We start from the raw sequence: 14816 nt of genomic DNA, 5'->3' as shown, positions 1-14816 counted from the left end.
GGTCCCTGCTCGCCGCCCCGCTCTCCCCTCGCCCCCTGCTCAGTCCTTGCCGGACTTGCCGCGCTGCTCGCGATGCCAGGCGTCGTCCAGATCGCGCAGATGCCGCAGCTTGTCGCCGATCTTGCCTTCCAGCCCGCGCGGCGTGGGCTGGTACCAGTCCTGGCTGCGCAGATCGTCGGGCAGGTAGTGCTCGCCCGCTGCGTAGGCTTCCGGCTCGTCATGCGCATAGCGATACGCATGGCCGTAGCCAAGCTCCTTCATCAGTTTTGTCGGCGCGTTGCGCAGATGCACGGGCACGGCCCGCGACTTGTCCTTGGCGACAAAGGCACGCGCCGCGTTGTACGCGTTGTAGCCCGCGTTCGACTTTGGCGCCACGGCCAGGTACAGCAGCGCCTGGGCCAATGCAAGCTCGCCTTCCGGCGATCCCAGCCGCTCGTAGGTCTCCGCGGCATCGAGCGTGATCCGTGCCGCGCGCGGATCGGCCAGGCCGATGTCCTCCCACGCCATCCGCACGATCCGGCGCGCCAGGTAACGCGGGTCGGCGCCACCATCGAGCATCCGGCAGAACCAGTACAGCGCGCCATCCGGGTCGGAACCACGCACGGACTTGTGCAAGGCGCTGATCTGGTCGTAGAACGCGTCGCCACCCTTGTCGAAACGACGCAGGTTTTCCGATAGCGCGCTGCCCAACAGCGCCGTATCCACCGCATCCACACCGGCATTGCGAGCCGCACGCGCCACGATCTCGATATTGTTGAGCAGCTTGCGGCCATCGCCGTCGGCCGAGGCGACGATCAGGCCCATTGCCTCGTCGTCCCAGCGAATGCCACCGAGTTCCTCGCTGGCACGCAGCACGAGCTGCTTGAGTTCGTCTTCGTTCAGGCTCTTGAGCACGTAGACGGCCGCCCGAGACAGCAACGCGCCATTGACCTCGAACGACGGATTCTCAGTGGTGGCGCCGATAAACGTGAACAGCCCGCTTTCCACGTGCGGCAGGAACGCGTCCTGCTGGCTCTTGTTGAAGCGATGCACCTCGTCGACGAACACCAGGGTGCGCCGTCCATGCGCACGGAACTGCTCGGCCCGTTCCACCGCCTCGCGAATATCCTTGACTCCCGACAGCACGGCCGACAGGGCAATGAACTCGGCATCGAACGCATTGGCCATCAGCCGGGCCAGCGTGGTCTTGCCCACGCCGGGCGGGCCCCAGAGGATCATCGAATGCGGCTCGCCCGACTCGAACGCCACGCGCAGCGGCTTGCCCGGGCCGAGCAGGTGCTGCTGGCCGATGACTTCGTCGATATTGCGCGGGCGCAGGCGCTCGGCCAGCGGCATTCGGGAACGGTCGGGGGGGTCGGAGAACAGCGAATCCGCCACGGTACTAGGGCCTCTCAATCTGGTGCGGCCGCCGGAAGCGGCTTGCGAACGCCACAGTGTAGACCATCGGCGCCGCCTGCCGCGGCCCGCCCCACGCCATCCGGCCTGCCGGTATCAGGGTGCGATAACCGACTCCCAAGGCGATCGGATATCGGCCAGGAAGCGTTGCGCGCGTGGATGCTCGGGCTTCTGGAAGAAGCGCTCCGGCGTGGCGCGCTCGAGCACCTCGCCCTGATCCATGAAGATCACGCGGTCCGCCACCTCGCGCGCGAAGCCCATTTCGTGGGTGACGCAGACCATCGTCATGCCGTCGCGCGCGAGCCCCTTCATCACCTGGAGCACCTCGTTGACCATTTCGGGGTCAAGCGCCGACGTCGGTTCGTCGAACAGCATGACCGGTGGCTTCATTGCCAGCGCGCGGGCAATCGCCACGCGCTGTTGCTGGCCGCCAGACAACTGCCCCGGATAGGCCGACGCCTTGTGCGGCAGCCCCACCCGTTCCAACAGGCTCATCGCAAAATCTTTCGCTTCCTGTGTCGACATCCGCTTGAGCCGCACGGGCGCCAGCGTGCAGTTCTCCAGCACCGTCAGGTGTGGAAACAGGTTGAACTGCTGGAAGACGAAGCCGATGCCACTACGCAGTGCGTTGACGTCCACGTTGCGCGCGTGCACGTCCTGCCCGTTCACGACGATCCGCCCCTTCTGGATGGCCTCGAGCCGGTTCAGCGTGCGGATCAGCGTCGACTTGCCCGAGCCCGACGGCCCGCACACGACGACCACTTCCGCCTTCGCCACCGATTCGTTGATATCGACCAGCGCCTGGTAATCGCCGTACCACTTGCTGACATGTTCGATGCTGATCATGGTTACACCTTCACAGCGTTGCGTGCCGCGAGCCGGCGCTCGAGCAGATAGGCGCAACGGGTCAATCCGAAGCACATGACAAAATAGCTCAATGCCAGCAGCAGGTAGACCTGCGCGGCCTGGGTCAGCATCTGCGTGCTGATCTGCCCGGCGATGAACGAGACCTCCGGCAAGCTGATGATGTAGCCGAGCGACGTCTCCTTGATCGTCGACACAAGCTGGTTCACGAGCGACGGCAGCATGTTGCGCAGTGCCTGCGGCAGGATGACCAGCGCCATCGCCTGCGCATACGACAAGCCGAGCGACCGCGCGCATTCCATCTGCCCGCGCGGCAGCCCCTGGATGCCGGCGCGCACGATCTCCGCCAGATAGGCCCCGTCGAAGACCACCAGCGCGACCAGCATCGTCGCGAACTGCGGCGTGCGATGCCCGGTCACCGAAGGCAGCAGGAAGTACGCCCAGAACACCACCATCAGCAGCGGCGTGCCGCGCACGACGTAGATCAGGACGGTGGCCGGCCAACGCAGCGAGCGGAACGGGCTCACGCGGCACAGCCCCAGCACGATGCCGACCGGCAACGCCAGCACCAGCCCGGACGCCGCCAGCAACACGGTCAACGCCAGCCCGCCCAGCGGGCCATTCGGATACTGGCCGATCAGGAAATAAAGTCCGTAGTTCTGCAGAACGTCGAGCATGGCTACATGCTCCGTACCGGAAACCGGTGTTGATACCAGAGCGAGAACAGCGTGATCGTCATCGATATGGTCAGGTACGCCAGCGTGGCGAACGCGAAGGACTCGAAGCCCCGGAAGGTGGCGCTCTCCACCTGTTGCGCCTGGTACATCAGCTCGGCCACGCCGATCACCATCGCGATGCTCGAGTTCTTCCAGAGATTCAGGATCTGGTTCACCAGCGGCGGCACCGTGATGCGCAGCGATTGCGGCAACACCACCAGCCGCATCGACGCCAGAAAGCTGAAACCAAGCGCGCGGCTGGCTTCCAGTTGTTCTTTCGGGATGGAGCGAATGCCGCTGCGGATGTCCTCCGCCATATAGGCCGTGGTGTACAGGACCAGCGCGATCAGCGCGCTGACGGCCTCGTAGTTGTGTTCGTACAACCAGCTCTTGATCGCGAACGGCAGCAGCTGCGGCGCGCCGAAATACCAGAACAGCATATGGGCCAGCAGCGGAACGTTGCGAATCGCCTCGACATAGGTCTGGCCCAATCCCCGCAGGGGCGCCAGCGGCGCAAGCCGCAGCAGGGCGATCACGATAGCCAGCGGCAACGATATGGCAAACGCGATGACCGACAGCTTGAGGGACATCACGAACCCGCTGACCAGCCATTCGTGATACTGCCCCGACAGCAACATCGACAGGTTGAAGGTGGGCATGGGATGTGGCTGTCCGGCGCGATGCCGGACAGCCAGGGGAGGTTTATCGGACCGGGTTGATCAAGCCGGACTCCTCTGGCCTGGCCCGGGCCTGGGGTTGGCGCCTCAGTCGATCTTGTCAGTCGAGATCTTGAACGCGCGCGGCGGGAACTTCATCTTGGTGTTGGGCCCGAACCACTTGTCGTAGAGCTTTTGCGCGTCGCCATCGGCTTCCATCTTGCTCAGCACCTGGTTGACCTGGTTGCGGAACCCGGTCTCGCCCTTCCTGATGCCCAGCGCGAGGTGCTCGCTCGACAGGTACTGAGGCACCAGCGTGTAGTCCTTGGCTGCGGGGCCGAGCTTCACGAGGTTGCTCACCAGCGACGTCTCGTCATTCACATACGCCACACCCTTGCCCTGCTCCAGCGCCAGCAGCGCCTGCGGGCTGTTGTCAAACGACACCACGGTGGCATTCTTGATCTTGGCGGCAATATTGGATTCCATGGTGGAACCCTTGACGGTCAGGATCTTCTTGCCGTCGAGCTGGCCCAGCGTCGTGATGCCGCTCTCCTTGCGCACCATCGCCTTCTGTCCGGTGATGAAGGTCGACAGCGAGAAATCGATCTGCGACTCGCGCTCCTTGTTGTGCGTCAGCGACGCCGCCAGCAGATCCACGTGGCCCTGCTGAAGCTCCGGCAGACGGGCCGCCACGGAGATCTGCTTGAGCACCGGCTTCACGCCAAGGCTCTTGGCCACCGCATTGCACATGTCAACGTCGTATCCCACGATCTCGCGGGTGGCCGGATCGACGAAGCTGAACGGCTCGTCCGTGCCAAGTACCCCGCACACCAGTTGGCCCTTGGCCTTGATATCCGCGATTTGGTCGGCACTGGCCGGTGCTGCGCTCAGTGCAAGCGCGGACAGCGTTGCCACGCCGGCGATCTGGCGGAGTTTCCGCCTGAAGTCTGCTTGCATATTCTCTCCTCGGTTGAAGAAGGTCTTGTGGGGTGCAGCAGAAACATAGTCTATTTGTGACGCTTCCGATTCGATGTCGGGGCGAACCCTATCTTCGCCGCGCGACAGCGGACACTGCGCCGCTTCCCTACAGTTCGCGCCGAATCTGCCGATATTTCCTAATGGCCTGCGTTTCGACGGATGCGGCCCGCATCGCGCCGATGCGGCCGCCGGCCAGGCGGATATCGGCCGACCCTTGGTCGGCCTAGCGAAAATCGGGGATTTGTATGTTGCGTTACCGAATGCTGATGTTCAAGTTGAATCGGCTGGTGGGCAAGAACAGGCTCACCGGCGCGGAAGAGATCTCACTGGCGGGCCAGTTCGCCGAGATGATCACGTCACAGGAGGAGGTGGACCGCATCATCGCGGATCTGGTCGATCACGAGAATCCGCAGGTACGCCGTATTGGCCTGGCCGCGATCCGTCGTTCGCACCGCTTTGGTGGCCAGACGCTGATGCAGGCAGTCTTGCGCCGGCTGGCCGACGTGGAAGGCTGGCTACGCCACGATGCGGTCTGGATCGCGCAGGAAGGCCAGCTCGATAGCGCCGAACTGCGGGCCGCGCTGCGGCGGGTGGCTGGCAATGTCCGGCTGCCGCAGGATGCGGTGCGGGCGCGCGACAATCCTGCCGACGGCCTGCTCCATGCTGCCGTCCGTGCGCGGCATGTGCTTGACGCGCTGATCAAGAAGTCGGCTGCGGCGCACAATGCCGCGCTGGCGGCGGGTGGCGCGCTGGCAGGCGCCAACGATGGCAAGCCCTACGCGCAAGGCTCGATTGGCCAGATCCACTCCGCCCATCGGCAATTGCAGCGCAAGATGGCGGCGCGCAAGCTGCGCAGCAGCACGAAGCTGAAATTCCGCAAGGTAGAGCCGCGATACGCGGAAAACGACAACCGGCGCTTTCTGCTCTGAGCCTCGGCTGGTTCACGGCGGCGCGGCCGATGCTGCGTCGCCGCAATATGTGCGATGGCAATCCGATCTGAATTCTTTCGATAGACGGGATCGGGACGGCCAGTGCGGCCTACCATGACGGACACCCGGCGCTGGTGCCGGCCCCATGAGGAAACCGTAGCCATGGCCATCACGACCCGCATCCGCAAGAAGAAGCAGTACCGCAAAGCCGTGTTGAAGTTGCGCGCGGCGATCAAGCGCGGCGACGCGGAGGCGATCCGCATCCGCCGCGAACAACTGCAGGCCATGCCCAAGCCACGTCTGCGCTACGCGCGCGAGGCACAGGCCTAGCGCCAAAGGCTGACGGGGCGTCGCCGGGTCAGCCCTTGGCGCGCTCGGTCAGCTTTTTCATGGCATCGGCAGGCAGCGGACCGTGGCAGCTACGCTCGCCGCCGGCCTCTCCCACCACGAGCCAGACCTTGTCCGGCGTATCGGCGGGATGCAGCAGCCATGCTGGACCCCGCGCCGTATTGCTGGCCGGCAGGTCTTCCAGGGTGCCGTTGTGAGGCGATTGCAGCATCGTCGCGCAGTCGGTCTGCGGAATGCGCGTGGCCTTGAGGAAGTCCGGATTGCCGAGCACTTCGGGCAGCGCCGTATCGGAGCCGCGCAGGAAGGCATCGACGTCGAAACGGCTTGCATGTGAGCTTGCGCAGGCGGACAGCACCAGCGCCGCGGCCAGCGTGGCGCCCGGCACGGCCAGGCGACGCAACGAAAGGAATGCTTGGGCGTGTGTCATGGCGCTCCTCACTGCTTCATCACATCGGCGCCCTTGGGCACTGTGAAGCGGAATGCATCGGCGGGCAGCGACGGATTCTTCTGGATCGCCGAGAAGGTCAGGATGGTCGTGTTGCCGAAGGCGTCACGCAACTCCATCGCCTCGAGGTTGCCGCCCTTGAAACCGATGCCGATCCGCTCGAACTGCGTATCCTTTTCCTTCGGCGTCAGTTCCAGCCATTCCACGCCATCGCGCGTGGCCCCGTTCTTCACGTCGAAATTCTTCGACAGGTCATTGCTGCCGAACAGGATGGCCGCCGGGCTCGACCCAAGCGCGCCATCGAGCTTACGCTCGGTCACCTGGTTCAGGTCCTTGTCGTAGATGTAGAGGATCTGGCCGTCGGCCTGCAGCAGTTGCTCGTATGGCTTGGTATAGCGCCACGCGAACTTGCCGGGGCGCGAGAACGCGAATGTCCCGCTCGACGTGCTGGCTACCTTGAGATCGGCGCCCTTCCCCTTCATCTGCTGCTGCGTGAATTCGCCGCGAGCCGTCTTCACGCTGGTCACGAAGGTCTGCAACTGGTCGGTTGCCGCCGCCTGCGCGACAGGCGCGGCCGCCAGCAGTGCCAGTGCGGCGCCCAGGGAAACCAGGGGAGCAAGAATGCGATATCGCATGTATCCGATTCCTTTCTTGAGTGGCTGATGCCCGGCGCTGGCCGGGATGTCGGGTTAGAGCCGGAGTCGGCGCCCTGAATTCCGCAGCGGCTTGTGAGCGGCGTAACGGTATATTAACCGTCACTTGCGAGGGGCCCGAAGCCGTGTGAAACGCGCTATGACGCGTTTCATCCTCCTCACGCCTTAGAAGCGCTGTCAAAATGATTCTGGCGTCGTTGCGCGGCCTTGCCGTACCACTTGTACTGTCTGCGGCCGCGCGTCTAGCCAGAACCGCTTTGCTTCATCTTGATAGCGCCTCTTACTCGTCGTGCGCGCCCGCGCCGGCCGGCACGAGGATGTCACGGTTGCCGTTGCCCGACATGGCCGAGACCAGTCCGGCCTTTTCCATGTCCTCGAGCAAGCGCGCCGCGCGGTTGTAGCCGATGCGCAGATGGCGCTGCACCAGCGAGATCGATGCGCGGCGATTCTTGATCACCACCTCCACGGCCTGATCGTAGAGCGGATCGGCCTCAGCGCCACCACCGCCAATCCCGGCGCCGCCGCCCAGGCTATCGCCCGCGCCATCGCCGTCGACCAGACCGCCTTCGAGAATGCCCTCGATGTAGTTGGCTTCGCCGCTTTCCTTGAGCTTTTCGACCACGCGATGCACTTCCTCATCGGATACGAACGCCCCGTGGACACGCACCGGCAAGCCTGTGCCCGGCGCGAGGTAAAGCATGTCGCCCATGCCGAGCAGTGCTTCGGCGCCCTGCTGATCCAGAATCGTGCGCGAGTCGATCTTGCTGCTCACCTGGAATGCGATGCGCGTCGGCACGTTGGCCTTGATCAGGCCGGTAATCACGTCCACTGACGGCCGCTGCGTGGCCAGCACCAGGTGCAGGCCAGCCGCGCGCGCCTTCTGGGCGATCCGGGCGATCAGTTCCTCGACCTTCTTGCCGACCACCATCATCAGGTCGGCCAGTTCGTCGATCACGATCACGATCGTCGGCAGCCTGTCGAGCGGTTCCGGCGCGTCCGGCGTCAGGCTGAACGGGTTCGGAATCTTCTCTTCCCTTGCGGCGGCTTCGTCGATCTTCTTGTTGTAGCCGGCCAGATTGCGCACGCCGAGCTTGCTCATGAGCTTGTAGCGGCGCTCCATCTCGCCGACCGCCCAGTTCAGCGCGTTGCCGGCCTGGCGCATATCGGTGACCACCGGGCAAAGCAGATGCGGAATGCCTTCGTAGACGCTCATTTCGAGCATCTTCGGGTCGATCAGGATCAGGCGGACCTGATCCGCCTTGGCCTTGTAGAGCAGCGACAGGATCATTGCGTTGATACCCACCGACTTGCCCGAGCCTGTGGTACCCGCCACCATGCAGTGCGGCATCCTGGCCAGATCGGCCACCATCGGCTTGCCGGCGATGTCCTTGCCGAGCGCCATGGTCAGGTGCGACACGCTCTCGTTGTAGACCTGTGAGCCCAGGATCTCCGACAAGCGCACGGTCTGGCGCTTCGGGTTCGGAAGCTCCAGACCCATGTAGTTCTTGCCCGGAATCGTCTCGACCACCCGGATCGACACCAGCGACAGGCTACGCGCCAGATCGCGGGCCAGATTGACCACCTGGCTGCCCTTGACGCCGGTGGCCGGCTCGATTTCGTAGCGCGTGATGACGGGGCCCGGATAGGCGGCCACGACCTTGACCTCCACGCCGAAGTCCTTGAGCTTCTTTTCGATCAGGCGCGAGGTGTATTCGAGCGTTTCGGCGCTGACCGTTTCCTGATGCACAGGGATCGGGTCGAGCAGCGACAGCGGCGGCAGGTCCGAATCCTGGATATCGGCGAACAGCGGCTGCTGCTTCTCGCGCTCGACGCGCTCGTGCTTAGGCACCGCCTGCGGGCGCACGATCTGGATCGGCGGCGCCTCTTCCTGCCGGACGCGCTGCACTTCCACGGTCTCGGTGCGCTCCACCTTGGCAGCGGCGCCGATGATGCGGTCCTGCTTGTTCTCGCGGCGAGCCTTGATGCCCATGAACAGGGTTTCGACGAAGGCGCCGACGTGCTCGGCCACCGACAGCCACGAGAAATGGAAGAACAGGGACAGGCCGATCGCGAACAGCAGCAGCAACAGCAGCGTGGCGCCGGAGAAGCCGAGCGCAAGCTGCAGCCAGCCGCCCAGCAGGTCACCCAGCACGCCACCGGGCGCGCGCGGCAGGGCCGAGCGCAGCGGATACATGCGGATCGCCTCCAGGCCCATGCTGGACACCAGCGTCAGCCCGAAGCCAATCCAGCTGATGACCGTGCTGTGCTGCGGCTCCTGCACGCGCTCGGGCAGTTCGGCGGTCAGCTCGCGCCAGCCACGCCAGCAGCGGCGGATCAGCAACACGCTCCACCAGTAGGCCGAGAATCCGAAGATGAAGAACAGGACGTCGGCCACCCAGGCGCCCACACGTCCGCCAAGGTTATGGATGTCGGCCACCTGGCTCGCATGAGACCAGCCGGGATCGGCCTTGCTGTAGCTGGCCAGCACGCAGAGAAAGCCGAGCGTGACGGCCAGCAGCAGGAACCAGCGCACCTCGCCCAGCAGCTTGCCAATACGCGATGGAAGTGCCGACGGGTCGGTCCGGGTAGTCGTGGTAGCGCGCGCCATGCGTCAGGGTCGGTTCGAGAGTACGAAGTGAACGATGGCGGCCATTTTAACCTTGGCCGGGCTATCGCCCTCATTGGAATTTGCAACAGTCGGCAAAACGCCATGCCACTTATAATGGCGGTTTCGAGTGACACCGGCGCAACCACCGTGCCGGTGCACGCGCTGCCTACAGGAACGCATCATGTCCGCAAAACACGCAAAAGTGCTGATTCTCGGGTCTGGTCCGGCCGGCTACACCGCCGCCGTCTACGCTGCCCGCGCCAACCTGAACCCGGTGCTGATCACCGGCCTGGCCCAGGGCGGCCAGCTCATGACCACGACCGACGTGGAAAACTGGCCCGCCGATCCTAACGGCGTGCAGGGCCCGGACTTGATGCAGCGCTTCCTGGCGCACGCCGAACGCTTCAACACGGAAATCATCTTCGATCACATCCATACGGCCAAGCTGACGGAAAAGCCGATCCGCCTGATCGGCGATTCGGGCGAGTACACCTGCGACGCCCTGATCATCGCCACCGGCGCGTCCGCCCAGTACCTGGGCCTGCCGTCGGAAGAAGCCTTCATGGGCCGCGGTGTCTCGGCCTGCGCCACCTGCGACGGTTTCTTCTACAAGAACCAGGAAGTGGCCGTGATCGGTGGCGGCAACACCGCCGTGGAAGAAGCGCTCTATCTGTCCCATATCGCCAGCAAGGTCACGCTGATCCACCGCCGCGACAAGTTCCGCGCCGAGCCGATCCTGGTGGACCGCCTGATGCAGCGCGTGGAAGAAGGCCGGATCGCCCTGCGCTACGACAGCACGCTGGACGAAGTGCTGGGCGATGAGTCGGGCGTGACCGGCCTGCGCATCCGCGACACCAAGGACGCCGCCAAGACCGAGGATCTGAAGCTCGCCGGTGTGTTCGTGGCCATCGGCCACAAGCCGAACACCGACCTGTTCGAAGGCCAGCTCGAGATGAAGAACGGCTATATCGTGACCAAGAGCGGCCTGTCGGGCGACGCCACGGCCACCAACATCCCGGGTGTGTTCGCCGCCGGCGACGTGCAGGACCACGTCTACCGCCAGGCCATTACCAGCGCCGGCACGGGCTGCATGGCCGCGCTCGACGCGCAACGCTATGTGGAAGCGCTGAAGTAATCGCCCCCGGGCACCTGGTACTAGCGTCACCGAATCGGGCCGGTTTTTACCGGCCCGATTCCTTATTGGATTCCTTATAATCGACGCCGAGCCACCTGCCCCCTTAGAGAATCGCTCCATGTCGCACGGCGCCAAACCCACATCCAAGCCCCCCCAACGCATGGGCCTGCACGATCTGGCCACGGTGCGCGACGGCCTCAAGGCCGACGCCGAGCGCCGCGAAGCCGAGCGGCAAGCCGCCGAGGCCGCCGCCAGGCGCGCCGAGGAAGAAGCCAACGTGTTCCGCACCAGCGTCGGGCAGGTCAGCAACCTGCGCGACCGGAACCGCGTCGAGCATCCCGTGAAGAAGCCGACCCCGGAGCCGGTGCAAACCCGCCTCAACGACAAGGCCGTGCTCGAGGCATCGCTGTCCGATGAATTCGATGTCGAGAACCTGCTCGATATCGACGAGACGATGTCGTTCCGGCGCCCGGGCATCGGCGAGGACGTCATCAAGAAGCTGCGCCGCGGCGAATGGGTACCCCAGGACAAGGTCGACCTGCACGGCCTGCGCTCCGACGAGGCCCGGGAGGCGTTGGCCAACTTTCTCCGCCGATCGGTGCGCAACGGCGTGCGATGCGTGCGCGTAATTCACGGCAAAGGCATCGGGTCGCCAGACAAGCTGCCGGTGCTCAAGAGCAAGGTACGTAGCTGGCTGGTCCAGAAGGAAGAAGTGATCGCCTTCGTCCAGGCACGCGAATCGCAGGGCGGCGCCGGCGCGCTGATGGTCCTGCTACGCCAGCCCAAGACCTGAGAACCGGATGCAATATCACCTGCCGTTCGATTTGCTGATGGGGCGACTGCCCCTGATCCTGCACGTGATGGAAGTGATCGGCGTGCTGGCGTTCGCCGTCTCCGGCGTGGTCGATGCCCGCAAGCAGCGGCTGGATGTGGTCGGCACCTTCGTCGTCGCATTCGCCACGGCATTTGGCGGCGGTACCTTGCGCGACGTGTTGCTCGACCGCCGGCCCTTCTACTGGGTGGACCACGAGTACTACGTCCTGCTGATCTTTGTGATGTCGTTGGGCGCGTCGTTCGTCCTGCGCGTGGCCAGCCGGGTGGCGTCGGACCGCACCATGCTGGTGGCCGATGCGATCGGGCTCGGATTGTTTTCGGTCACCGGCACCTCGCTGGCGCTGGTAGCGCAGATGACGCCGACCGTAGCGGTGATGATGGGCATCATTTCGGCGGTGTTCGGCGGCGTGGTGCGTGACGTGCTCTGCAACGAGGTGCCGATGATCCTGCGCGACCGCTCGCCGTATGCCACCTGTTCGTTCGTCGGCTGCTGGATCTACGTGGGGCTGACCTGGCTGCGTGCCGACCAGGAGGTGGCGCTGCTGGCCGGCGCGCTGGTCACGATGGGAATGCGGCTGGTGTCGGTGCAGTTTGGCTGGAAGCTGCCGAGCTAGCGCAAGCCCGCGACGCGACCCAAAACAAAAGGCCGGCATCTGCCGGCCTTTTTGCCATCTCAGTCTCGATCAGACTGCGGCTTCGTCCTGCTCGCCGGTACGAATGCGGATCACACGTTCGATCTCGGTCACGAAGATCTTGCCGTCACCGATCTTGCCGGTGTGGGCGGCCTTGACGATGGCGTCGAGCACCGTGTCGAGCTGGTTCTCGGCCACGACCACTTCGATCTTGATCTTCGGAAGGAAGTCGACCACGTACTCGGCTCCGCGATAGAGCTCGGTGTGGCCCTTCTGACGGCCAAAACCCTTGACTTCGGTCACCGTCAACCCCGTCACGCCGACGTCGGCCATTGCCTCACGCACTTCGTCGAGCTTGAACGGTTTGATGATGGCGGTAATCTGCTTCATGGCTGGCCTCTGTCTCTAAATATGTCGGAAGATGAAGGATTCTAGCCCGAAACACCACATGACGATTGCGGGCAGACCCACATTGCCCGCAATCGCACCCGATTTCTGCCGGTTCAATCCGGGATCCGCGCGAGATCCCGCATCCACACGACCGACTCGCCATCGCTCGGCGCGCGCCAGTCGCCGCGCGGGGAGAGCGAGCCGCCCGAGCCGACCTTGGGCGCGTTCGGAATACAGGAGCGCTTGAACTGGCTGGTGCGGAAGAAGCGGTCGACAAAGATACCGAGGACGCGCTTGATTTCGGGCAGTTGATAGACGTTGCGGGCCACATGAGGTCCGTTCGGCCACGTTCCACGCGCCGCGTCACCCCAGGCATGGAGCGCCAGGAATGCGACCTTCGACGGCGTGAACCCGAAGCGCAGCGTGTAGTACAGGTTGAAATCCTGCAACTCGTACGGCCCGATAATCTGTTCGGTCTTCTGCTCGGGTGCCTTGTCCTGCCCGGCCGCGGTTGCCCCGCTGGGCACCAGTTCCGGGCTGATGTCGGTGGCCAGCACCGCCAGCAGCACATCCTGGCCTCCCTCGGCCACCTGCCCGGTCTCGGCCACCCAGCGCACCAGGTGGCTGATAAGCGTCTTGGGCACGCTGGCGTTGACGTTGTAGTGCGACATGTGGTCACCCACGCCGTAGGTACACCAGCCCAGCGCCAGTTCGCTGAGATCGCCGGTGCCGATCACGATCGCATGGTTGTGATTCGCCAGCCGGAACAGATGGTTGGTGCGTTCACCGGCCTGCACGTTCTCGAACGTGACGTCGTAGACGGGCTCGCCGCGCGAATACGGATGATCCAGATCCGCGAGCATTGCCAGGCAACTCGGCCGGATATCGATCTCGCGCGCGGTGCAGCCCACCAGTTTCATCAGTTCGCGCGCCTGCTGCAGCGTGCGGTCGCTCGTGGCAAAGCCCGGCATCGTATAGGCCAGGATGTTCGAGCGGGGCAGGCCGAGCCGGTCCATCGCCTTGGCGCACACCAGCAGGGCATGCGTGGAATCGAGCCCGCCCGAGACGCCGATCACCACCTTCGAGATCTTGCTCGACGACAGCCGCTGCACCAGCGCCTGCACCTGGATGTTGTAGACCTCCATGCAGCGCTCGTCGCGCTGGCGCGGGTCCGACGGCACATACGGGAAACGCGCCACCTTGCGTTGGAGCGGCATGGCCTGCGTGGACGGCACGTCGATGTGGAACGACACGGTGTCAAAGCGTTCCACTTCCTCGCGGTGGCGACGCACCGACTGGCCAAACGACGTCTGGTGCATCCGCTCGCGCGACAGCCGCTCGAGGTCGACATCGGCGAACAGCAGGTGAGAGCTGTCGGCAAACCGCTCCGATTCGCCCAGCAGTTCACCGTTTTCATAGATCAGCGCCTGGCCATCCCAGGCCAGATCGGTCGTCGATTCGCCCTTTCCGGCGGACGTGTACAGGTACGCGGCCAGGCAGCGTGCCGACTGTTGCGACACGAGCTGATGGCGATACCCCGACTTGCCAATCACGATATTCGATGCCGACAGGTTCACGAGTACGGTGGCACCGGCCAGCGCGGCAAACGACGACGGGGGAATCGGCACCCAGACGTCTTCGCAGATCTCCGCATGGAAGCGGAAAAATGGAATGCTCTCGATCTCGAACAGCAGATCGGCACCGAACGGCACCTCCGCGCCGAGCAGCGAGACCAGCGGCGTGGCCGCGCAGTCCGCGGAGCTGAACTGGCGTGCCTCATAGAATTCCCAGTAATTGGGCAGATAGCTCTTGGGCACCACGCCCTGAATCTTGCCGCCGGCCACAACCACCGCGCAGTTGAACAGCTGGTGCTCCACCAGTACCGGCAGGCCGACGATCAGCGCCGCATTGATCCCGGCCGACGCCTCCACGATCCGTTGCAGCGCCAGTTCGCATTCGCGCAGCAGCGCCCGCTGGTGAAACAGGTCATCGCACGTGTAAGCCGACAGGCCCAGTTCCGGAAACGCCACCAGCACGGCGCCGCCGTCGGCCGCCTGGCGCGCCAGCAGGATCGTCTGCTCGGCATTGAAGGCCGGATCGGCCACGCGGCACTCGGGCACGCCCACGGCCACGCGCGCGAAGCCGTGGGAATAGAGGTTGAAGAACGGGTGAGTCATGGATGGCCCAGGATTGGGGGGCTGAGGATGCCTGCATTCTACGACGCACACGCGGC

The 14816-nt window shown here is 64.5% G+C and carries 15 protein-coding genes; 5 read left to right on the top strand and 10 right to left on the bottom strand.

The features are described 5' to 3' along the window. Window positions 1–39 precede the first annotated feature (39 nt). The 5 genes from B2246_RS29000 to B2246_RS28980 form a co-directional block, all read right to left on the bottom strand. Window positions 40–1335 carry a replication-associated recombination protein A gene (locus B2246_RS29000; RefSeq protein WP_035832998.1) on the bottom strand — a complete coding sequence of 432 codons (1296 nt, stop codon included), beginning with the start codon at window positions 1333–1335 and terminating at the stop codon, window positions 40–42. A gap of 156 nt (window positions 1336–1491) precedes the next feature. Then, window positions 1492–2241, bottom strand: coding sequence for an amino acid ABC transporter ATP-binding protein (locus B2246_RS28995; RefSeq protein WP_011515544.1), 750 nt, complete (start codon window positions 2239–2241; stop codon window positions 1492–1494). A gap of 2 nt (window positions 2242–2243) precedes the next feature. Next, a complete protein-coding gene (locus B2246_RS28990) occupies window positions 2244–2936 on the bottom strand; it encodes an amino acid ABC transporter permease (RefSeq protein WP_286879688.1) in 693 nt (230 codons plus the stop codon). Between the two features lie 2 nt (window positions 2937–2938). Beyond that, window positions 2939–3634, bottom strand: a complete 696-nt coding sequence (locus B2246_RS28985; protein WP_008643604.1) for an amino acid ABC transporter permease — start codon at window positions 3632–3634, stop codon at window positions 2939–2941. 105 nt (window positions 3635–3739) lie between these two features. Then, complete coding sequence (locus B2246_RS28980; RefSeq protein WP_017515515.1) at window positions 3740–4588, bottom strand: ABC transporter substrate-binding protein; 849 nt, start codon at window positions 4586–4588, stop codon at window positions 3740–3742. 287 nt (window positions 4589–4875) lie between these two features. Here B2246_RS28980 and B2246_RS28975 point away from each other — a divergent pair, with 287 nt between their 5' ends. Next, the gene (locus B2246_RS28975) at window positions 4876–5538 is read left to right on the top strand and encodes a hypothetical protein (protein WP_286879684.1); all 663 of its coding nucleotides are present in this window, start codon (window positions 4876–4878) and stop codon (window positions 5536–5538) included. 162 nt (window positions 5539–5700) lie between these two features. Beyond that, window positions 5701–5868 (top strand): hypothetical protein, encoded by a 168-nt coding sequence (locus B2246_RS28970; protein WP_008643601.1) that lies wholly within the window; start codon window positions 5701–5703, stop codon window positions 5866–5868. A 28-nt stretch (window positions 5869–5896) separates the two neighbouring features. Here B2246_RS28970 and B2246_RS28965 read toward each other — a convergent pair whose 3' ends face one another. The 3 genes from B2246_RS28965 to B2246_RS28955 all read right to left on the bottom strand — a co-directional run bounded on the left by B2246_RS28965 (window position 5897) and on the right by B2246_RS28955 (window position 9592). Continuing rightward, complete coding sequence (locus tag B2246_RS28965) at window positions 5897–6313, bottom strand: hypothetical protein (RefSeq protein WP_035881484.1); 417 nt, start codon at window positions 6311–6313, stop codon at window positions 5897–5899. Between the two features lie 8 nt (window positions 6314–6321). After that, window positions 6322–6966 (bottom strand): outer membrane lipoprotein chaperone LolA, encoded by a 645-nt coding sequence (gene lolA / locus B2246_RS28960; RefSeq protein WP_008643599.1) that lies wholly within the window; start codon window positions 6964–6966, stop codon window positions 6322–6324. A 298-nt stretch (window positions 6967–7264) separates the two neighbouring features. After that, complete coding sequence (locus tag B2246_RS28955; protein ID WP_286879682.1) at window positions 7265–9592, bottom strand: DNA translocase FtsK; 2328 nt, start codon at window positions 9590–9592, stop codon at window positions 7265–7267. A gap of 181 nt (window positions 9593–9773) precedes the next feature. Between B2246_RS28955 and trxB the strand changes: the two genes are divergently transcribed. The 3 genes from trxB (at window position 9774) to B2246_RS28940 (ending at window position 12175) form a co-directional block, all read left to right on the top strand. After that, a complete protein-coding gene (gene trxB, locus B2246_RS28950; RefSeq protein ID WP_008643597.1) occupies window positions 9774–10727 on the top strand; it encodes a thioredoxin-disulfide reductase in 954 nt (317 codons plus the stop codon). 118 nt (window positions 10728–10845) lie between these two features. Beyond that, entirely contained in the window at window positions 10846–11520 is a 675-nt protein-coding gene (locus tag B2246_RS28945) for a Smr/MutS family protein (RefSeq protein ID WP_286879681.1), read from the top strand. Window positions 11521–11527: 7 nt separating this feature from the next. After that, complete coding sequence (locus B2246_RS28940; RefSeq protein ID WP_008643595.1) at window positions 11528–12175, top strand: trimeric intracellular cation channel family protein; 648 nt, start codon at window positions 11528–11530, stop codon at window positions 12173–12175. A gap of 69 nt (window positions 12176–12244) precedes the next feature. Here B2246_RS28940 and glnK read toward each other — a convergent pair whose 3' ends face one another. Together glnK and B2246_RS28930 are read right to left on the bottom strand one after the other, a co-directional pair. Then, the gene (gene glnK, locus B2246_RS28935) at window positions 12245–12583 is read right to left on the bottom strand and encodes a P-II family nitrogen regulator (RefSeq protein WP_008643594.1); all 339 of its coding nucleotides are present in this window, start codon (window positions 12581–12583) and stop codon (window positions 12245–12247) included. Window positions 12584–12696: 113 nt separating this feature from the next. Then, entirely contained in the window at window positions 12697–14760 is a 2064-nt protein-coding gene (locus B2246_RS28930) for an NAD(+) synthase (RefSeq protein ID WP_286879679.1), read from the bottom strand. Window positions 14761–14816: the final 56 nt, after the last annotated feature.

The sequence above is a fragment of the Cupriavidus sp. UBA2010 genome (assembly GCF_002335265.1).
Taxonomy (GTDB): Bacteria; Pseudomonadota; Gammaproteobacteria; order Burkholderiales; family Burkholderiaceae; genus Cupriavidus; species Cupriavidus metallidurans.
Note: the sequence above shows the minus strand (reverse complement) of the source record. Positions and strands in the feature narration are given on the sequence as shown.